We start from the raw sequence: 20,582 nt of genomic DNA, 5'->3' as shown, positions 1-20,582 counted from the left end.
ACTTAATTCAAACTAAAATGTAAAGTATAATGAATATATATTCCAAAAATTTAACATTTAAATATTTTATAGCGGAAATATTTCACAAGCTTAAATATCAACCGTTTACTTTTTGAAATGTATATTGAATTTCCATCGCTGAACATTATTTTCTGAAAATTCTTTATAAAAGTATTATACTTATTCTTAACTTAATTGTCAATAAAAAAGATAAATTTTCTGAAAACTTATCTTTTTGAGTTTCTATTTGAGATAGGCCGTTTTTAAATCGTAAGATAATCCTGTGGAGTGGAATTCTAAACCTTTAATCTTGGGGTTCAACAGTGCAGGATTAGCCTGAAAATCTACTGGGTTAACATATGAGCCTTGATAAAGTGCCGCTTCTGCTGCTTTATAATGCTCATCAACTTTAGCTGGACTTAAAACATCTGGTGTCGTTGTAGCTGCCTTAAATGCAGCATCATAAGCTTTACTTGAGAATTTACCATCATTGTAAGATTGCCCTGTCGTAAAGAGTTGCAAGAAAGTCGAGGGTTCAGCATAGTCTCCTCCCCAACCCGATAGAACTAAATCAAAGTTACCATTTTGCGCATCATTTAAACGTTGTTTAAAAGGCACTAACTTCAAATTCACTTTTAGTCCTGGTAGGGTTTGCTCGTAGGCAGTTTGCAGATAATTGGCAGTAGCTTGTGAAGGTGCTAAATCCCCAGCCGCTTCAAAGTTCAGTGTGAGCTTGGTTAAACCAACTTCTTTGAGACCTTTTTCCCATAAAGTTTTTGCTTTGGCTGGATCATAGGTATACGCTTGCTTTGCGTAAGTCGCAAAATCTTCACCTGTTGAAGTCTTACTCATTCCTGCCGGTGTAAAGCTTTTGGCAACAGTAGAGCCAGGCAGTGCTGTTTTGATTACCCCTTCGCGATTTGTGGCTAAATTAAGCGCTTCTCGAATATTCTGATTAGCAAGCGCTTTTTGAGCTTCGGGACTTGATGCATTTTTTCCTGATTGATTGTATTCAATATAATCGGTACGAGCTTGTTTGAAGACAGTATAGCCCTTGGTCTTTTCATTCGCATCAATCAAATCCGTGGTAGGAAGGAAAGTGAAGTCCAATTTACCTTGTTTGTAAAGTTGTGCTCCCGTATTTGCATTACTGATAACTTGGAAGTCAATTTGTTTAGACTTTACGGAACCTTTGTCATAATAATTGGGATTGGCATAAATTGAAAAAGTTTTGTTTGTCCCCGTCCATCCTTTGTCGGATTTAAACATATAAGGACCATTGTAAACCGTTTTATCCGAAGAAGTTCCGTATTGTTTGCCATATTTTTCGACAACTTTTTCATCTAAAGGATAATACACTGCTTGTGAGAGCAAGAATTTAAAATATGGGGTGGGTTGGGCTAACGTGACCGTAAGGCTTGTTTCACTATCTGCTTTTACACCAAGTTTATCAACTGCGGCTTTTCCTGCGATAATCTCATTTGCATTTGAAAGAGCACCTAGCAGGTAGGCATATTCTGAACCTGTTTTTGGATTAACAGCACGCTGCCAAGCGTAAACAAAATCTTTAGCAGTTAGCTTATCACCGTTTGACCACTTCAGATGATCACGCAATGTAATCTTATAGGTCAAGCCGTCTTTAGAGACATCAATAGCTTTAGCCAGTGCTAATGCAGCATCTCCTTTAGCATCTACGCGGGTCAAACCTTCTTCTACATTTCCAGCAATGGTGTAAGAATATTGATCTGTCAGGATCGTTGAATCAAGTGAAGCCACATCGGTTGGAATCGAGAATTTAATTGTTTTATCTTGGCTCTCTTTTGAACTTCCGCAAGCCACAAGCACAAGTGTGGTGAGCAAAGCAACCGTGGTTAATCCAATAGTTTGTCTTTTTTTCATATCGTTTCTCCTCAAATTTCTCATAGCAGTTTTCTCATTTTTCTGAAAATTTAACTGTGGGAATATTATACCCTCTTCTTTTTCAATTGTCAATAATTATACTGTATTTTCTGATAATTTAACGTAAAAAAACTACTGACAAGTCGGTCAGTAGTTTTTTATACTTTTAAACAAGTTTATCAACAATCGCTGACAGCTTCATGCTATTAGACCCTTTAAAAAGGACTTGATCCTGAGGTTCAATTTCCTCAAGTAAGGCTTTTTCTAAGTCTGGCAACGTCGAGAAGTAGCTGACAGGTTGGTCAGTAGCACTGTCTGCAAGATTTTTCATCAGCGGACCATATAAATAAACCCGATCCAGTTTTGTAAAATCTAAAGTGTCCAGAAGGCCTTTATGAAGCTCTGGAGCAGTTGGTCCAAGCTCTAACATATCTGCTAAAACTGCAATTTTACGCCCTTTTTCATTTTTAGGAATACTTTGAAAGGTTTCTAGAATAAGTCGCATGGCTGTAGGGTTAGCGTTATAGACGTCACTAAGTAAGTCAGCGCCATTTTTCGCTTTCTTCCATTCGGTACGATTTCTTGTGAGATTAACCTTCTCCAGTGCACTTTTAATCTTTGCCTCACTAATCCCATAATGCTGACCAACGTAAGCAGCTAGCATCGCATTGGTAGCATTGTATTTTCCAGGCACTGGAATAGTGATTTCAGTGTTGAGGAAATTTGTTTCAAAGGTCAGACGATCTTTATGTTCAATTAACTTCGTAAGATAAAGCTCCTCCCCTGAAACACCAAAACGTGTAATTTTTTGGTTTTCCGGGATATAAGCGTTAATGATTGGATCTGCTGGCGCAATTAGTTCACCGTGCAAACCAGCCGTGATTCCCATCTTCCCTTTTGCAATGTTTTCTCTACTTCCCATAAATTCGAGGTGAGCTTCACCAATTAAGGTAATCACTGCAAGTTCTGGTTGGGCAAGTTGAGACAGAAAATCAATGTCACCTGGATGATCCATCCCCATCTCTAAAACAAGCTTTTCAGTTGCTTCAGGCATGTGCAAAATAGTGTAGGGCAAACCTATCTCATTATTGTGATTTCCTTGAGTTTTGTAGGTCTTGAAGTCTTGGGCTAAAACAGAGGCAATCATATCTTTTGTTGTTGTTTTTCCATTTGAACCGGTCACTGCAATGACTGGAACTTTTGTTTTTTCCAGATAATATTTGGCTAATTTTTGAAAAGCTTTCAAATTATCCTCAACCAAAAGATGAGGTTCAGGTACCGTTTTTTCTGAAAAAGTCAGCTGCGCCCCCTTTTCAAAAGCAGTGGAGATAAAATCATGGCCATCTCTGGCACCTTGTAGAGGCAAAAAGAGATCACCCGCCTCAATAAGACGGCTATCAAACTCTATTTTGTGAAGAGGCACATCTGGCAGTTGGGTGTAGTCATTTTGCGCGTTAATTACTTGGGCAATTTCGTGAGTAGTCAGTTTCATAGTGTCTCCATTATAACACGTTTGAGACAAAAAAAGCCCGCCAACACTCGTTGACAAACTTACATCAATCATTACTGACCGCTCGGTCAGCAGCCTTTTAAACCTTTTTATTAAACTAAGTGTTGCTCACGAATCTCAAAGGCTGATTTGGCCAAATCCACTAATTTTTCAATCAGCTCAGAATAAGTCAGCCCCATATTTTCCCAAAGTAACGGATACATTGACCACTGGGTGAATCCAGGGATAGCATTAATTTCATTGAGATAAATATTTTCTTCTTTGGTGACAAAGAAATCACAGCGTGATAAGCCTGTACCATTGACAGCTTTATACGCCTTTACAGCATAAGCTTGCATTTTTTCTGACAGTTCGGCAGAGATTTTTGCTGGGATGTCCATTTGAATTTTATTATCGATATACTTAGAATTATAGTCATAAAACGCAACATCTTTGACTACTTCACCTGGTTGCGTCGCAGAAACTTCTCCACCATTTCCCAATACGGCACACTCGATTTCACGTGCTTCTACACCTTGTTCAATCACTACGCGGTTATCATATTTGTAGGCTTCCATCAAAGCGGGTTGTAAACTTACGAGGTCGTCAACTTTTGAAATGCCGACACTTGACCCCATGTTGGCTGGTTTTACAAAAACAGGAAATTGTAATTTTTTTACTACTTCTTCACAAATCATTGCTTGATTTTCGTCAGCAAAAGCTGCCACATAAGGGACCTGAGGCACACCAACAGCTTCGAACACATGCTTAGCCAAGAGTTTATCCATTGTACTAGCTGCAGATAAAATATTCGGTCCAACATATGCCAAACGCAAAATTTCCAAGAAGCCTTGAATTGAGCCGTCCTCACCCATTGGTCCATGTAAAACAGGAAAGACGATGGCCCCTTTTTCATAGATTGCCGCAGGCGAAATGACTGCTTCATCTTTAAGGCTGTCATTGGTCATTAATTTTTCATCGGCGGCTGGCGTTTCAGTAAATTCTTGCGTTTTAACGAAGTCACCTGCTTGGGTAATAAAGTAAGTCTTAACTACAAAGCGCTCATAATTTACCGCACGCATTACAGATTCGGCAGATAAGACTGACACTTCGCGTTCAGCTGAACGACCACCATACAACAAAATCAACGTTTCTTTTGACATAATTTTTCCTTTTTATATAACTGACAGCTCTGTCAGTAAATCTGAAGCCTTTCTCAAGGGTTGATGAACCATTTGATTGGCCAATCATCACTTTTAAAAGACCCTTACTTATTTTTCCATTTTACCACAGTAAATATTAAATTTCCATTCTATTTTCTACAGCTTTGGATAGAGTGATTTCATCAGCGTATTCGATATCAGAGCCTACCGCTAGACCTCGCGCTAATCGTGTCACTTTTATACCTGCGGGTTTAATCATCCGTGCCAGATACATCGCGGTTGCCTCACCATCTGAGGTGGCATTTGTGGCAATGATAATTTCAGAAACCTCCGAATCCATTAGTCGTGTTATCAAGCTTTTGACATTAATTTCATCTGGTGAGATTCCATTCATTGGACTAATCGTCCCATGTAAAACGTGATACAGGCCACGGTATTCACGGATTTTTTCCATAGCCAAAACATCTTTGGATTCTTCCACAACTAAAATGGTCGTTTTATCCCGCATCGGATCAGTACAGATTGCACAGGGATCTTTTTCAGTCAAATTTCCACATATCGAACAAAAGCGCAGATCACGTTTTGCTGACAGAAGGTTTTTAGCAAATTCATTGACCTCTTGATCTTCCATGCCAATTGTATAAAAAGCCAACCGAGTGGCTGTTTTCTGCCCAATACCTGGTAATTTTGAAAAAGATTCGATCAACTTCGCTATAGGTTCTGGATAATACATGCTTCTCCTTTTATGGATTAAGTTATGAGCTTCACAAACAGGGAACCTCCCCTCGTGATTACTCGCAAAGGAAACGATATCCGAACAATACAAAATTGTTCGGATGATCTTATTATTTACATTTATTTAAAATGGTAGCGATCTTGGTATAACTTCGTGATACCAGCTACGATATTTTGATTTGCTTTAGTTCCGCTAGAAGCGTTGGCTTCAGTATTGTCAGGGATGACCACACTTATTGCAATTTGGGGGTTGCTTGATGGCGCATAAGCCACAGCATTATTTGCTGTTAGGATTGCTGTTGAACCATCAGCTAAGGTCACTTCACGTTCTGATGTACCCGTCTTCCCAGAGACTTCAACATCAACACCGTTATTCATGGAGCGACCTGTGGTGTAACCATCTGTACCATGGACAACTTGATACATCCCTTGGTGAAGAACATCCATATTATCTGGGGTGATATTGACTTTATCCATGATTTTAGGTGTAATATTTTTTACCAATTTACCCATTGTACCGTCAGAATTACTATCATAAACACCTTCCACAATATGAGGAGAAATCCGAGTTCCATTATTCGCTATTGTAGCCACATAAACTGCTAATTGAAGAGGAGTATAGTTATCATACTGACCAAAAGATTCAAACAAGACATTTACCCCAGCAGCTGCATCCGAAGTGGCTGAAGGCAGGTAACCTGTTGATTCTCCTGGAATATCAAGCCCTGTCGCTGCTCCTAGACCATAAGAAGCATAAGCCTTACGCAATTCTTCGTAAGCTTTAACTCGATTACTATCATCTAAAGCTTGACCAGCTTGCGTATAAGGTGCACCCATCATACGCATTGCCAACTGCATCATGTAAGTATTTGATGAGTACTGCAATGCTTGCACAGCTGTCAGTGGCATAGCACCAGCATCTCCCCACCAGTCATTAATCGCTGGTGTCCCTTTAAATTTGATGGATTGAGCGTTAAGTGTGTCGTTTCCTGAAATCACACCCGCGTCCCAAGCTGCAGTCAATGTCCCCATCTTAACAACAGAACCTGGCGTAAAGACACTCTGGAAGGTCCCGTTAGTGTACTCGCTGATTGCACCAGTATCCGGATCTCGGCTGTAGCCAGACAGTGCTAAGATTCCTCCCGTTTTCACATCTAATACAACAGCATAAGCACCTCTATTATAGGCTCCATACCCACCCGCGATGAGTTCATCCAATTGAGATTTTACAAGATTATTAACATCGTTTTGGAAATCCAGATCAACCGTTAACTTGAGGTCGTTGCCCCGTTTTCCTTCTTGAATAGTTTTAGTTCCAGAAACGTCACCGTTCTTATCAAACTGTACTTTACTGATACTGTGTGTCCCTTGAAGTTCACTTTCGTAGCCTTTTTCGATAAAGCCAGTACCTACGCGGTCATTACGTTGGTAGCCTTTTTTGAGATAGGCATCCAATTCTTCGGCTGGCACCCCTGCTTTTTGCGAAGTTATCGTCCCCATGATCGGTGTCAATGAGTTTTCCGCATAGCTACGATCCCACGATGTTCCAATGGTAATGCCAGGGAGATCACTCTCATGCTCAGCAATCGTCGCCTGTTGTTCCGCAGTAATACTTCCTGTTGCAATCATCGTGGTATTAAAGGTCGTTGTACTATTCATTTCCTTAAACAACTTAGCTGCAAAGGTTTGTTCTTCTGTGAAGTTTAAATCACTTTCTTTGACTTTACTTAACTCAACATTATAAATATCTGTCCCAGATAGATCATTACCTTGATCATCAGTCTTTTCTTTTTTAGTCAGACTCTCTGAAATTTTTTCAAGATTTTTAGCATCCGCTAAGTAATAGTCTTTTTTATCTCTTGTTGTCAAAGTACCGACATCAATTGTGTTTGGTAAAATTGTAGCAAGCTTGTCTGCAACTTGACGCATTTCACTCGCAGTGGCATTTTGGCTACGGGTAAATTCTACAGCCTGAACAGGCGTCGTCGTTGCTAGTGGTTTACCATTCGCATCATAAATATTTCCGCGAGGTGCTCCTTGAACAATCTGGACATTTCCACCTGAACTCACAGATTTCTCTGCATAGTAATCTGCATTTAAGACTTGCATATGAAAAAGTTTCCCAATCAAAACCATGAACAAGACAAAAATGACGAAAAATAGGATATTTACTCGTGCTGGAATAGATTTTGCAGGATGTCTCATGACTTTTTTTTCTTTAGGTGTGGCCTTTTTACTTGGTGTTTTCTTCTCAGTGTTTCTTTTTATATTTGCCATTTCAACTCCATGGATGATTTTTTGCGAGTAATTCACCCACAAATTTTATACTTAAACATTTTACCACATTTATGAAAACTTTTCCTTATAATTTCTGATTACTTCCAGTTTAATCAAGTCTTGATGTTTTCGCAAGCAAAATGACTAACAAGAAGGGAATTAAAATAAAAAAACCTGCTTTTTGAGCAGGTTTAATACTTATTTATTAAGCTTGTTTTGGTGCCAAGTAGTATTCGTCAGTAACATTCAAATTATCATCAAATTCAAACACAAGTGGTGGGAAGTTAGGGATTTCAACATCCATAATTTCGTCATCAGACAATTTTTTGATTTGTTTAACAAGGGCACGGATTGAATTACCATGCGCACCAACGAAGACGTTTTTGCCTTCTTTCAATGCTGGAGCGATTTGGTCTTCCCAGAAAGGAAGAGCGCGTTCCAAGGTAACTTTAAGGTTTTCAGCATCAGGAATCAATGAATCTTCAAGTCCAGCATAACGACGATCGCCATGTGCTGAATATTGGTCGTCATGATCCATTGCAGGTGGCAATACATCATATGAACGACGCCAGATATGAACTTGTTCATCGCCATGTTTCGCTGCAGCATCCGCTTTATTCAAACCTGTCAAACCACCGTAGTGACGTTCGTTCAAGCGCCATGATTTAACAACTGGTACCCAAAGTTGGTCTGAGTATTCAAGCGCAAGGTTTGTTGTTTTGATCGCACGTTTCAAAACAGATGTGTAAGCAATATCAAATTCGATGCCTGCTTCTTTAATCAATTTACCAGCTTCAATCGCTTGTTTTGTTCCGTTTTCTGAAAGATCTACGTCAGCCCAACCTGTGAAAAGGTTAGCAAGATTCCATTCAGATTCACCATGACGTGCAAATACTAATTTTGGCATTATATGTATCTCCGTTTGTTTTATTTACTTGAACGAAAACAAGTTCGTTCATTTACAAAGTTAATTTTACTATAAAATTTGCTTTTTTTCTAGCTCTAATTTTATGTAAGCCTTTTTATTACTAGGTTTTTGTTTAAAAAATTTACTGACGAAGCTGTCAGTAAATTTTTTCCTATTTAAAACTTATAATTTTCAAAATAGACTTCAAGACTGCGCTTATAAGAAACAGCAGCGTTTGATAAAAGATGACCCCGATGTTTCACAAGAATTAGGCTATTGCCGTTATCTCCTGCCATTGGCACCACGGTAACATTGTGTACACTGGCTTTATCAATAAATCCCAAACCTGTCGCATAGGCATCTGTCCGTTCCAAAATCCCATTTAGACTCGCGCGGTCCGTCACATTGTAAATTAAAGTATTTTCAAAGGTCTCGACCAAGTCTTCCGAATAATACAAGAATTGTTCATTTTCTTGAGTAAAACGCACACGGTCTAGTGGTTTTAAATCTTGGGCTGAAATAGCTGTCCGATTGGCCAAAGGGTGATCCTTGCGGATATAAATATGCGTTTGGGAGAGAAAAATCTCCTCATAGTCAAGCTCAAGCTTATTTAACATCCGTAAAATCCCCGAGCGATTTTGTTTATTAAGGTAAACCACGCCCAACTCACTATGGCCTTGGGCAACTTCTTGTAAAATATTGTATGTGGTAGATTCAAAAATACGAAAGTTTTTAATTTCAGGATTTTTCTTTGCGAATTCTACCGCTACAGGTGCCAAAAAATCATAGTGCTGACTAGCTACAGAGAACGTTTTGTCAGATTCTTTAGGTTTGGAATACTTTGATTCAAATGATTCAAAGTTTCGCAAAACGGTTTGTGCTTGTTCATAAAACCGTTCTCCCTCGATGGTCAAGGTTGCACCAGTATTAGTCCGTTCGAAAATTTGAAAGCCTAATTCTTGTTCCAAATCCTTTACAGCAATTGACATAGAAGGCTGACTGACAAAAAGTTGTTCAGAAGCTTCACGAAAAGTCCCACTGTTAGCAATCGCCACGACGTAACGAAGTTGTTTAATATTCATATCATAAATCCTTAGTTTTTTACAAAAAAGTGTATAGGATGATTATACACTTTTTCAACTTATTTTGTAGCTTTGATGATAGCGTCTGTATAGAGTGCCATTTCCTTTTTAGCCGCTGTTGGTCCTCCAAAGAAGTAGACTTTATCATAGTCCATTGTAACGACATGTCCCTCTTTTACGGCTTTTAGGTTTTTCCAAGCAGGATTATTTTCAAGCGCCGTATATTGAGCTTTATCTTTATCTGCAAAATCCACAAAAAGGTAGTCCGCATCAAAGGCTGCTAAACTTTCTGCATTGACTTCAGCATAGCCAACCCCTTTTGAGAGTTCTGCCATTTTAGTAGATTGTTTGAAACCGAGACCTGTTGTCAGCGCCTGTCCACCCCGAGCAAAATTATCGCCAAAGGCATAAATTTTATCGCCTTGTAGCTCCAGAAGCGAAATGGTGTTTTTCGAAGGCACAATAGCCTGCTTGGCCAATTTTTCTTTCTGCGTCTTGGCTTCTTTCTTGAAATCAGCTAAAAAGCTAGCTTTTTCGTCTTCACGATTTAACAATTTAGCAAAATAATCAAGGGAGGCATTCATACCAGAAAGTTTTTGATAATTGACAAGGACAGTAGGAGCAATCTTTTCATAATCAGCGACTTGATCTTTATCTACGGTAATGATAAGGTCAGGATCTTGCGCAATTAATTTCTCCAAATTAAACTTTGGAGCACCGAGATCCACCATATTTTTCTTCTGGCTCGAAGAGAGAAAGGTATTCGGGTAAGCCCATGAGTCGGTTCCGACAACATTTGCTCCCAAAGAAGCTACTTCATCAGGATAATTTTGCACTGCAATTCGCTTAGGATGAGCAGGAACCTTAACATCTCCATTTAACGCATGGAAGGTGACGGTTTTCTCTGATGAAGCTGATTTTTCTGATGAAGAATTTGTGGAACAAGCAGCTAAGGTAACTAGAGCTCCAGCAGCGATAAGTGTTGTAAGTATTTTCTTCAAGAGTTTCTCCTCTATATATAATGAGCTTGATGAAAGCAAGCTTTTTATTTTTATAAACAATTTGTCTTAACAAATTGATTTCTTAAACTTTTTGGATGAGATAAATATAGTACGGGGCACCTATAAAGGCAACAACAAATCCTAAAGGAAGGCTTGAAGGCGCAATGATCATCTGTGAGACCACATCGGCAAAACAAAGAATAATCATACCTGATAAAGCGGTAGCCACCAATCTACGTCGCGGCCGAAAACCTACAATCTCGCGTGCAATATGAGGTGCAATTAGACCTACAAAAGCAAGACCACCCACTAAAAGTACCCCTACAGAAGCAAAAAGGAGGGCCAGAAAATAAAGCTGAATCTTTGTCTTCTTTACTTCTATTCCCAAAACAACTGCCATTTCTTCGCCAAGCGCAAGAATTTCCATTTTTTTGAAATAAAAGGGGAGTACTGACAGGCCTATCAGCAATAAAATGAAGCAAATCAGCAAATAAGTACTGCCTGTTTGCCATATATCACCCGATAACCATACCGCCACCTTTTGAAAATCAAAGGCATTGACTGATAATTGTCCTAGGGTTATCAATGCTTGGAAAAAAGCCGTAATGGCAATCCCCGTCAATAAAACTCGCACAGAGCTGACATTTTTACGAAGCGCAAAAAAGTAGATTAAGGCAAAAGCAAGGAGGGCGCCAAGGAGGGCAAATATCGGATAAGAAAAATTCCATGTCCCAGTGAGTTTAAAATGATCCGCAATGAGCAAAAATGCCACACTACCTGCTGAAGCACCGGAAGTAATCCCAATTGTTCCGCTATCCGCTAACGGATTTTCCGTGATGGATTGAATGATAAAACCCGCGATAGATAAGGCAATCCCAGCTGATAGCACTGTCAGTAAACGTGGTAAGCGAAAATTTGGAATTAAAAGCGCTAAAATTTGACCATTTGTTGAAAACTGGGTGAGATTGATGACTATAAGTAGCACCAACACACCAAACAGGGCTAAAAATCGTTTTTTCATTTGGCCTCCTTCGTGATGATCCACAAAAAGAAAGGGGCACCCAGGAGCATCGTCAGGCTTCCTGCAGGAAATTCGTAAGGTTTAAACAAATTTCGTGCTGCAAGGTCCGCCATTACAAGGAGTAAACATCCTGCCAAAACAGATAAAACAATGGTTTGCCAAAAGTTATTTCGTACAAAGCGCTTAGCAATATGCGGAGCGATTAGCCCGACAAAACTGATGACACCTACCGCTGCCACAGTCACGCCTGATGCAAGAGCGACCAAAAGCATAATAATCAAACGGACACGATTGACGGAAACACCAAGTGAAGTCGCCATTTCATCTCCAAATGTGAGCAATTTGATTTGATTTGAAAATAGAAAAAGTAACAGCAAAAAAATCACACTGACAACCGCCATCAGTTCTACCTTCATTTGTGTCACTCCTGAAAACGAGCCCACAATCCACAAAAAATAAGACTGGGTATGATGTGTGGCAAACGTTAGTGAACTAGCTAAACTAGTAGCAAAAAGACCTACTGAGGTTCCGACTAAGACAACTTTGAGTGGCTGAAAGTGCGTCCGTGCAGTTAAGAGCATAACGATGCATAGCGCTAAAAAAGCACCTAGAGCGGAGACAAGAGTGGAAACACTATCATTTGTTGATAAGCCAAAGGTTAACAAGACCGATAGCGCAAGACTTGAGCCACCCGAAATCCCTAGTGTCGCCATCTCAGCAATAGGATTACGTGTCATAATCTGAACGAGAAAACCACTGATAGCCAGCAAAAACCCTGTCAAATACAGGCTAAGTAACCTAGGGACACGTAGCTGTAAAACCATTTCATTGGCTGACAGCTCGGTCAGTGGAACGTTTTTATTTCCTAGCATCAAATAGAGGACTGATAAAAAAAGTAAAGAAAAAACTAGGGCTAAAAAGATGAGCATAAATCGTTTTCTAGGCATCTCTCACCCCAGTAATCATCAAACTTTTTGTAAACGTATCACATCCTAAAGTCACATCCAAGCCAAAGCATTCCTTGAGGGTCTGTTCTGTAAAGAGTGCCTCAACGGTCCCTTGAGCGACAACGCGCCCCGCTTTAAGAAGAATTAAGTTGTCCGCAAACCGCGCAGCATGATTCAGATCATGTATCACATACACCACAGTCTTATGATGCTTGGTTGCCAGCTCTTTGAGTAGACATAAAATATCAAGTTGGTGAACTAGATCCAGATAAGTCGTTGGCTCATCCAACAAAATAATCTCACTATCTTGTGCTAAAATCATCGTGATAAACACGCGCTGACGCTGACCACCTGATAGAGTTGCTACTTTTTGATCTCGTACTTCCCAGATATTCGTTTCACGCATCAAAAGTTCAACAAAAGCTTCATCTTCTTTTGATAAGTGCTGTTGCATTAACTTTTGATGGGGAAAGCGTCCTAAGCTTACAAGCTCTTGGACGGTAATATCTGCTGGGGCTGTTACGGACTGTGGTAGGAGGGCTAAAACACGCGCAATCTCGCGATGCGAGAGTTTTGTCAGAGGTTGATCGTTAAAAACCACCTCACCTTCTCCTTTAATCAGTCGCCCCAACACCTTTAATAGTGTAGACTTCCCTGAGCCATTGATGCCCAGTATAGCTGTCGTTTTACCTTTTTCAATCGACAGCGTTACGTTTTTCAATACCTGCTCTTTTCCATAGCACACATTGATATTTTTCGCACCAAAATACATCGTTTTCTTTCCTCTTCACAACGGTTGGTTTATAGCTAAAGAGCTGATCCACCGTAGTCCCCAAAGTATGCGCTAGCTTAAAAGCTAGGGTTAATTCGGGGTCGTATTTATCATTTTCAATCGCATTAATCGTCTGCCGCGAGACGTGAGCGATATGAGCGACATCCTCTTGTGAAAGATGAAGTTGACGGCGTAATTCGCGGATTTTATTTTCCATGTTATCCCTTCTCATCTAAGTTTTTTGTTTTCAGTCGTTATAAAGCAGTTTCAAATTTCATTTACTTTTGCAAATAATTGGCTTGTCAAAAGTTTTTTACAAGACTATTATGCCATTTTCCACTCATTTTTGCAAGGTAATCAAAAAAAGCAGAAAACCTGCTTTTCTTAATGAAATGGATTATAAAAGCGTCCCTGATTGACAAAGAAGAGAAGAATAACCATCGCCACTCCTAAAAGCGCAAGCAAGATAACCAAGTAATCTCTAACATTCAAAGGTTGATAAGAATACCAACTTCTTTTCTTCTTTTTACCAAACCGTCTCAACTCCATAGCTGTAGAAATAGTATCAATTTGTTCTAAGCTGGAAAAAATTAAAGGGAGTAACAATTGAACATTTAATTTTATTCGCGAAAAAAGTCCTACTTTTTTTGATAAATCCATTCCTCTGGCCTGTCCAGCATTACGGATGGCTAAAAATTTTTCTTGCATATCAGGAATATAGCGCAGCGCTAAGGAAACCGAATAGGAGGAACGATAAGGCAGACCAATTTTATTTAAACTACTGGCAAATTGGCTCGGATTAGTAGTTAAGATAAAGAGTAAAGCGAGCGGAATGGTTGAAAAATACTTCAAGACGAGATTAAAAAGGTAAAAAAGTTCTTCTAAAGTAAGAGGTCCCCAAAGGATTGTTTTTGAATCATAAAGTCGCGCGCCATATCCAGGGTCAAAAATAAATACAAAAAGTAGATTTAAAAGCGCAAAAATTGCTGCAAATTGGGCAACCCTTTTTACTGATGAAAAAGGAATTTTAGAAAAATAAAATAAAACTACCGAAAATAAAGCAACGAAAGCCAAATATCTCGTATCATAAGTCACCATACTGCTGATAGAAATTAATAGAAAGAAAAGGAGTTTTGCTGTTGCATTCAGTTGGTAAATAAAAGAATTTCCAGCTTGATAGCCTAGAACACTAAGTTGATTATTCATGCTTTAATCGCTCCTGATTCTCAAAATTGATGAACGCTTTTGTCAGTAAGACAGGATTGGTATCCGTTTGTCTGGCAAGTTGATAAAGACTGGGTTGACTTAAATTGCCCATTTTTACAAAAGCTTCATTTTCTAAAATTTGATAAGGACTGCTGTCAGCGATAATTTCCCCGTCAGCAAAAACAAGGGTACGGTCACTATATTCTGTAATTAAATACATATCGTGTGTAATCATAATCATTGTTAAATGAAGACGGCGGTTAAGTTCGTCAAGAAAATCCATGATTTCCCGATAAGATTGTAAATCCTGAGCAGCTGTTGGCTCGTCAAGGACTAAAATTTCAGGTTCTAGTATTAAAATACTAGCAATCGTTACTCTTTTTTTCTGACCATAACTCAAGGAAGAAATGGGCCAATTTCTAAAAGGATAAAGCCCACAAACTTTCAAGATTTCTTCAACTTTATCTTGAATCACTTTTTCATCAACATCACGAAGTCGTAAACCAGCTGCCACCTCATCACTGACAATATTTTGCGAAATCATCAGATTTGGATTTTGCATAATATAGCCAATTTTTTTCGCACGTTCAGAAATAGAATCAGCCATAATCGATTGCCCTCGGTATAAAATTTCGCCACTCGCTTCAACAAAATGACAGAGTGCATTGGCAAAGGTTGACTTACCAACTCCATTTTTCCCGACAATTGAAATTTTTTCTCCTTCTTGAACTTCTAAATTAATACCTTTTAGAACTTCATGTTGAGCAAAATTTACTGATAAATTTTTTACTGACAGAATATTATTTTTGCTGACAGCCTTGTCAGTCAATTTATAAGTATCTAAAAAATCGGTCAGTAAATTTTTTGCTGACAGGCCTTCCAAACTTTTTAGGTCAGAAAAATCGGTCAGTAATTTTGTAGCATTTGCAGCTTTTAATGCTGAGAGATAGAGGGGCTCGCGTAATGAATTTTCATTAAAAATTTCTGTTTTTAATAATTCAGCAGGACTTCCAATTGCAACAATTTCGCCGTCGTTGACCACGACAATTTTATCAATGCCAAGCGGTAAAACTTCTTCGATTCGGTGTTCGATGATAAGCGTCGTGACTTCATTATTTTCATGAATATCCTTAATCAAAGCCATTGTTTCTAAGCAAGTTTGCGGATCCAAATTGGCTAAAGGTTCATCAAAAAGCAAAATTGGCGATTCATCAATCAAAACACCAGCTAAAGAAACCCGCTGCTTTTGTCCGCCCGACAAATCTTGGGGGCGATGATTCAAGAGTTTCTTTGTTTCTGTTTTGTCTGACCAATAGGCCACTTTACTGACCAGTTCGTCATGAATCAGACCATCATTTTCCAAAGCAAAAGCAATATCCTCAGCAACGCTCAAACCAATAAACTGGCCATCAGTATCTTGTAAAATCGTCGACACCTTTTCAGATAATTCAGCAATTGAAGTTCCAAAAGGCAAACCAGCAATGGAGAGTTCCCCACTTGCTTCTCCTTTATGTAAATGAGGCAAAATCCCATTAAGACAAGATCCAATCGTTGATTTACCTGAACCAGAAGGCCCGACAATCAGTACTTTTTCCCCAGGAAATATCTCCAAATTAATCTTTTTTAAAGTTGGATTTTTTTGTAAATCATATTTAAATGTAAAATCTTTGAAGGAAATTAAGGGTTCCATTTTTATCCTTTTCTTTACCCATGCACCTCGCACTCATACAAGCGCAAAAGCAGCAAATATTTGCTGCTTTTATTTTAGCATAGGCGGTGCTTTTTATTCTTTATCGAGTGAGCCAGATTTGGTTCTGGTAGCAGCATAGAGTTTGAGTAGTAAAGTCCCTGCTACGGCAATAGTCAATGCATTTACTAAACCAGCAACAATTCCTTGTGTGAAGACCTTATTTGCCGGTTCACTATAAACTAAAACATCCCCAATTGGCGCAATAATTCCCCAAACTACAACATTGGCTAAAAATTGAACAAGATTAAAACGAATGATTTCTTTATTTCCAAAAATTCCTTGAGTCAAAGTTTCTCTTTTGACTCCAAAAGCTAGAAATAAGCCCATCAAACCTGAGCCTAAAACCCAAGTCCACCAAGGCGCACCATAGAGAAATGAATCTTTAAGGGCATGACCAATAAATCCGATCAAGAAACCAGCTAAAGGGCCAAATAAGGCTGAAAATAGGGCAAGGACCGCATATTGCAATTGAATACTTGTATTGGGAATAGGTGTAGGAATATTAATCAGCCAACCAATAATCACAAACAAAGCAGCCCCAATCCCAGTGGCAACAACAATTTTTACAGAGTTATTTTTCATTGTTTCTCCTTTTACTCTTCATTTAAGAGTGAAATATATCTTCACTTTAGCGGTGTGAAGCCTTCTTCGCCAGCAAATCACCAATCAACTGAACGATCAATACAAACACTAAGATTAAAATTGTGGCTACCCATGTCACATCATTGGCAAAACGATTATACCCGTAGGCAATAGCTGTATTACCAAGACCCCCAGCACCGATTGCCCCAGCCATCGCGGTCAATCCTATCAAAGAGATTAGTGTAACAGTTGAAACACGAATCAAACTAGCCAACTCTTCACGAAGGTAAACCGTAAAGACAATATCAAGAAAATCAGCACCAACAGTTTGAGCTGCTTCAACTTTTCCATGATCTACTGACTCTAGTGAGGCTTGAACTTGACGGGCATAAAAGGGGGCAACACCCAGTGCCAAGGGGACTAAAGCCGCCGTAGCTCCAATTTGTGTGCCAATTAATAGTTTTGTGAGGGGGGCAATTGCCGCAAGTAAGATAATGAAAGGAAAGGCGCGTCCAATTGACACAATCTTATCCAAAATCCAAAATATGGGACGATTAGGCGTTATTCCATCTTCAGCAGTGACCACTACGCCAATCCCAAAAATCAATCCTAACAAACCACCAATAATTGCCGAGATAAATGTCATATAGAGCGTTTGAACAATCGCTGTCCACCAGCCCGTTTCGCCCGTCCATCCAAGATAAACGACATTAGGAAATGTATGTGCAAACCATGCTGCCATTATTGTACCGCCTTTCCGATAGGTCCTAAAACTGTAAATTTCAATTGACGTTCAGCCAAATAGGCTTTGGCTTCATTGCGCTGTGTCACGGTCCCTTTGATTGTTAAAACTAATGAACCAAAAGGTTGGCCTTGTAATAACTCAACATTCCCATAAAAAATATTTGTCGTGACATCAAATTTTTTGGTGATGTCAGAAATCACAGGGTCGGCTAGTTCTGAACCCGAATAGTCCAAATGAATGAGTTCTTCATCCTCAGCAAGTTGCGCCAACAACTCTGTTTTCGATAGCCCGGCGATGAAGCGATTGACCGAACTTGTCGTTTCTATAAATTGTTTTGTCAAGGCTTCTTGAGGTTGAGCAAAAATATCAATTAGTGAATTTTGTTCAATGATTACCCCATTTTGCATCACTGCAACTTTGTTTGCAATCTCTTTGACCACCTGCATTTCATGGGTGATTAGAATAATCGTAATACCTAATTTTTCATGCAAAGATTTGAGTAAATCGAGAATTTGATTTGTTGTTTTGGGGTCAAGCGCTGAGGTCCCTTCATCTGAAATCAAAATTTCAGGATCATTAGCAAGCGCACGCGCAATAGCCACACGTTGTTTTTGACCACCTGAAAGTTGAGCAGGATATTTGTCCGAGAGCTCTGCTAAATCAACAAGTTCTAGCAAATGAGCTACTTTTTCCTTCTTTTCTACTTTGGTCAGATAACGTTTTTTCCCATTTTTATCTTCGATTTGCGTATGTTGGAGCGCGAAGCCAACATTATCAAAGACTGTTTTTTCACTCAATAGATTAAAATGTTGGAAAATCATCCCAATTTTTTGCCGAAATTCGCGGAGGCGCTGCCCTGTAAATTTAACGGGATGTTCACTATCAAAAATAGTTTCTCCATTCACGACAATTTGTCCAGTGGTCGGCTTTTGCAAGAGGTTGATGGTACGAACCAAGGTCGATTTACCCGCACCAGAATAACCAATCACACCATAAATATCTCCTTTTTCCACATGCAAAGTGGCATCTTTAACCGCTGTAATCAACCGGCCTTTCTGATGAAATTGCACAGAAAGCTTGTTAAGTTCAATTATTGCTGTCATTTCTTCATTCCTTTATTTTTTATTCTCTGGCCCTACTGACAAAAGCATCAGTAATGCTGTGTCAGTACTGACAGAAAATCTCGTTGTTTTAACGAGAATTTTCCTAACTACAAGTTCAAATTCCAAGCAGGGACTTCACCGCCATCGGGATATTCTTTTTTAATCAACTTGGCGATATTTTCTTGTTGATAAGCTTTAACAACTGCCTTGTAAACTTTATTATTTTTATCCGCCTTATTAGCTGCAATAAAGTTAATCCACTGAGCAGAGTCCGCATTGAGAGGTTCAGTAAAAATAGAATATTTCTCAGAAATCTTTGCGGAAATAGCAAAATTATAGTTGATGACCGAAGCCGCTACCGAATCTAATGCTCTCGCTGTTTGCGCAGCATCAATCTCTTTGATGATAAGATGTTTTGGATTAGATTGAATGGATTTGACAGTGGCTAAGGCTCCCTTTGAGGTATCTAAGCCGATAAGCCCCGCATTTTTCAAGACATAGAGCGCACGACTTTCATTTGTCACATCGTTTGGAATAGCGATTGTACTTTGATCAGGAAGCTCAGCTACATTTTTATACTTTGTCGAATACAAATGAATCGGCGTTACAATTGTATCACCAATTGATACGATATTTCCATTGTTAGCCTGATTCCAGGATTTTAAATAAGCATAATGTTGAAAAGCGTTCAGATCTACTTCATGACTCGCCAACGCTTTATTGGGTTGGTCACCATCCGTAAAATTAACAAACTTTAGTGTAATGCCTTCCTGTTCTTTGGCATTTTTTTGCACTTGTTTCCAAATAATATCTTCTTGCTTGCCGCCTGGCATCAAGCCAATTTTTACAACTTTATCCGTAGCTTGGTTTGTCCTTGTTCTTTGCCTCAAAGCGAAAAAGCTGACCAGCAGGATGAGTACAACTACAATGGCAAAGCTAAGAACTAGTTTACGATTTCTTGGACTGTTCATTTTTCCCCTTCATCAATTACTGACCGCTCCGTCAGCTCTTTAGAGTTTCAAATTCCAGGCAGGCAATTCTCCGCCATCTGGATATTGTTCTTTGATTGCTTTTTCTGTCGCCTTTGAAGCATAAGCTTTGGCAACTTCTTTGTAAACTTTATTATTTTTTTCTTTGCTAGTCGCCGCAATAAAATTGATGTATTGGGCTGAGGTTTTATTAAGAGGCTCCATGTAAACTGACTCAGACTTCGGAAGACTCGCCGCTGAAGCATAGTTATAATTTACTACGGACAGAGCTACAGAATCTAAAGCACGTGGTGTCTGGCTCGCATCTACTTCTTTAAGTTTCAAGTTGTGCTCATTTTCTGTAATGTCGGGCAAACTGACTAATTTGCTAGAGTCTGTGGTGTTCAACTTAATCAACCCCGCACTTTGTAATACAAAGAGCGCTCGACTTTCATTAGAAGGATCATTAGGAATGGCTACTGTCGCTCCATTTTCAACCTCAGCAAGTTTTTTGACCTGCTTAGAGTAAATGTGCATCGGAGTAATGTAGGTATTTCCAACAGCAACAATGTCACTTTTATGTGCTTTATTCCATGTTTTCACATAGTTGTAAGATTGGAAAGCATTAACATCTATATCGCCAGAGAGCAGCGCTTCATTGGGTTGATTGTAGTCTGTAAAATATACAAATTTAAGGGTCAAGCCGTAAGTATCCTGTGCTGTTTTAGCAACGGATTTCCAGACCGCTTGATCTTGTTTATCCCCACTCATAATGCCTACTTTAACCGTTTGACCGGAAGCAGCAGATTTTTTTGCGGGATGCCAAAGTGTCACACCAGCCACGGCCACAATAATCACTAAGGCAACCAGACCGATAATAAGATTACGTTTTTTTGGATTCATATTTTTCTCCTGATATGGATTTTTTTGAACTG

The 20,582-nt window shown here is 39.2% G+C and carries 19 protein-coding genes; all 19 read right to left on the bottom strand.

From position 1 onward, the window contains the following. Nucleotides 1-243 precede the first annotated feature (243 nt). The 19 genes from JKP71_RS03495 to JKP71_RS03405 all read right to left on the bottom strand — a co-directional run bounded on the left by JKP71_RS03495 (nt 244) and on the right by JKP71_RS03405 (nt 20,550). A complete protein-coding gene (locus JKP71_RS03495; protein WP_200407049.1) occupies nt 244-1,899 on the bottom strand; it encodes a peptide ABC transporter substrate-binding protein in 1,656 nt (551 codons plus the stop codon). A 166-nt stretch (nt 1,900-2,065) separates the two neighbouring features. Further along, on the bottom strand, nt 2,066-3,391 hold the full coding sequence (locus tag JKP71_RS03490) for a UDP-N-acetylmuramoyl-tripeptide--D-alanyl-D-alanine ligase (RefSeq protein WP_200407048.1): 1,326 nt from the start codon (nt 3,389-3,391) through the stop codon (nt 2,066-2,068). A gap of 110 nt (nt 3,392-3,501) precedes the next feature. Further along, nucleotides 3,502-4,551, bottom strand: a complete 1,050-nt coding sequence (locus tag JKP71_RS03485; RefSeq protein ID WP_200407047.1) for a D-alanine--D-alanine ligase — start codon at nt 4,549-4,551, stop codon at nt 3,502-3,504. 136 nt (nt 4,552-4,687) lie between these two features. After that, entirely contained in the window at nt 4,688-5,284 is a 597-nt protein-coding gene (recR, locus tag JKP71_RS03480; RefSeq protein WP_075524838.1) for a recombination mediator RecR, read from the bottom strand. A gap of 122 nt (nt 5,285-5,406) precedes the next feature. Continuing rightward, entirely contained in the window at nt 5,407-7,563 is a 2,157-nt protein-coding gene (locus tag JKP71_RS03475) for a penicillin-binding transpeptidase domain-containing protein (RefSeq protein WP_200407046.1), read from the bottom strand. A 205-nt stretch (nt 7,564-7,768) separates the two neighbouring features. Continuing rightward, on the bottom strand, nt 7,769-8,470 hold the full coding sequence (locus tag JKP71_RS03470) for a phosphoglycerate mutase (RefSeq protein ID WP_075524840.1): 702 nt from the start codon (nt 8,468-8,470) through the stop codon (nt 7,769-7,771). A 176-nt stretch (nt 8,471-8,646) separates the two neighbouring features. Beyond that, nucleotides 8,647-9,552, bottom strand: coding sequence for a LysR family transcriptional regulator (locus tag JKP71_RS03465; RefSeq protein ID WP_075524841.1), 906 nt, complete (start codon nt 9,550-9,552; stop codon nt 8,647-8,649). A 59-nt stretch (nt 9,553-9,611) separates the two neighbouring features. After that, nucleotides 9,612-10,553 (bottom strand): iron-hydroxamate ABC transporter substrate-binding protein, encoded by a 942-nt coding sequence (locus tag JKP71_RS03460; protein ID WP_075524842.1) that lies wholly within the window; start codon nt 10,551-10,553, stop codon nt 9,612-9,614. 82 nt (nt 10,554-10,635) lie between these two features. Further along, nucleotides 10,636-11,574: a FecCD family ABC transporter permease gene (locus JKP71_RS03455; protein WP_200407045.1), complete on the bottom strand. Its 939-nt coding sequence runs from the start codon at nt 11,572-11,574 to the stop codon at nt 10,636-10,638. Continuing rightward, complete coding sequence (locus JKP71_RS03450; RefSeq protein ID WP_075524844.1) at nt 11,571-12,521, bottom strand: iron ABC transporter permease; 951 nt, start codon at nt 12,519-12,521, stop codon at nt 11,571-11,573. Before JKP71_RS03450 ends, JKP71_RS03455 begins: the two co-directional genes overlap by 4 nt. Then, entirely contained in the window at nt 12,514-13,293 is a 780-nt protein-coding gene (locus JKP71_RS03445) for an ABC transporter ATP-binding protein (protein ID WP_075524845.1), read from the bottom strand. The genes JKP71_RS03450 and JKP71_RS03445 overlap by 8 nt, the downstream gene beginning before the upstream one ends. After that, nucleotides 13,217-13,510: a helix-turn-helix transcriptional regulator gene (locus tag JKP71_RS03440; RefSeq protein WP_075524846.1), complete on the bottom strand. Its 294-nt coding sequence runs from the start codon at nt 13,508-13,510 to the stop codon at nt 13,217-13,219. The genes JKP71_RS03445 and JKP71_RS03440 overlap by 77 nt, the downstream gene beginning before the upstream one ends. Nucleotides 13,511-13,677: 167 nt before the next feature. Next, nucleotides 13,678-14,499, bottom strand: coding sequence for an energy-coupling factor transporter transmembrane component T family protein (locus tag JKP71_RS03435; protein WP_200407044.1), 822 nt, complete (start codon nt 14,497-14,499; stop codon nt 13,678-13,680). After that, nucleotides 14,492-16,189, bottom strand: a complete 1,698-nt coding sequence (locus JKP71_RS03430) for an ABC transporter ATP-binding protein (protein WP_200407043.1) — start codon at nt 16,187-16,189, stop codon at nt 14,492-14,494. Before JKP71_RS03430 ends, JKP71_RS03435 begins: the two co-directional genes overlap by 8 nt. Before the next feature lie 93 nt (nt 16,190-16,282). Further along, nucleotides 16,283-16,831 (bottom strand): ECF-type riboflavin transporter substrate-binding protein, encoded by a 549-nt coding sequence (locus tag JKP71_RS03425; RefSeq protein WP_015425793.1) that lies wholly within the window; start codon nt 16,829-16,831, stop codon nt 16,283-16,285. A 46-nt stretch (nt 16,832-16,877) separates the two neighbouring features. Then, nucleotides 16,878-17,573 (bottom strand): methionine ABC transporter permease, encoded by a 696-nt coding sequence (locus JKP71_RS03420; RefSeq protein WP_075524849.1) that lies wholly within the window; start codon nt 17,571-17,573, stop codon nt 16,878-16,880. Further along, nucleotides 17,573-18,679, bottom strand: a complete 1,107-nt coding sequence (locus JKP71_RS03415; protein WP_200407042.1) for a methionine ABC transporter ATP-binding protein — start codon at nt 18,677-18,679, stop codon at nt 17,573-17,575. The genes JKP71_RS03420 and JKP71_RS03415 overlap by 1 nt, the downstream gene beginning before the upstream one ends. A 107-nt stretch (nt 18,680-18,786) precedes the next feature. Continuing rightward, nucleotides 18,787-19,650 carry a MetQ/NlpA family ABC transporter substrate-binding protein gene (locus JKP71_RS03410; protein ID WP_200407041.1) on the bottom strand — a complete coding sequence of 288 codons (864 nt, stop codon included), beginning with the start codon at nt 19,648-19,650 and terminating at the stop codon, nt 18,787-18,789. A gap of 39 nt (nt 19,651-19,689) precedes the next feature. Continuing rightward, complete coding sequence (locus JKP71_RS03405; protein ID WP_200407040.1) at nt 19,690-20,550, bottom strand: MetQ/NlpA family ABC transporter substrate-binding protein; 861 nt, start codon at nt 20,548-20,550, stop codon at nt 19,690-19,692. Nucleotides 20,551-20,582: the final 32 nt, after the last annotated feature.

Origin of the sequence: Lactococcus taiwanensis (genome assembly GCF_014905395.1) — a bacterium.
Lineage (GTDB): Bacteria > Bacillota > Bacilli > Lactobacillales > Streptococcaceae > Lactococcus > Lactococcus taiwanensis.
Note: the sequence above shows the minus strand (reverse complement) of the source record. Positions and strands in the feature narration are given on the sequence as shown.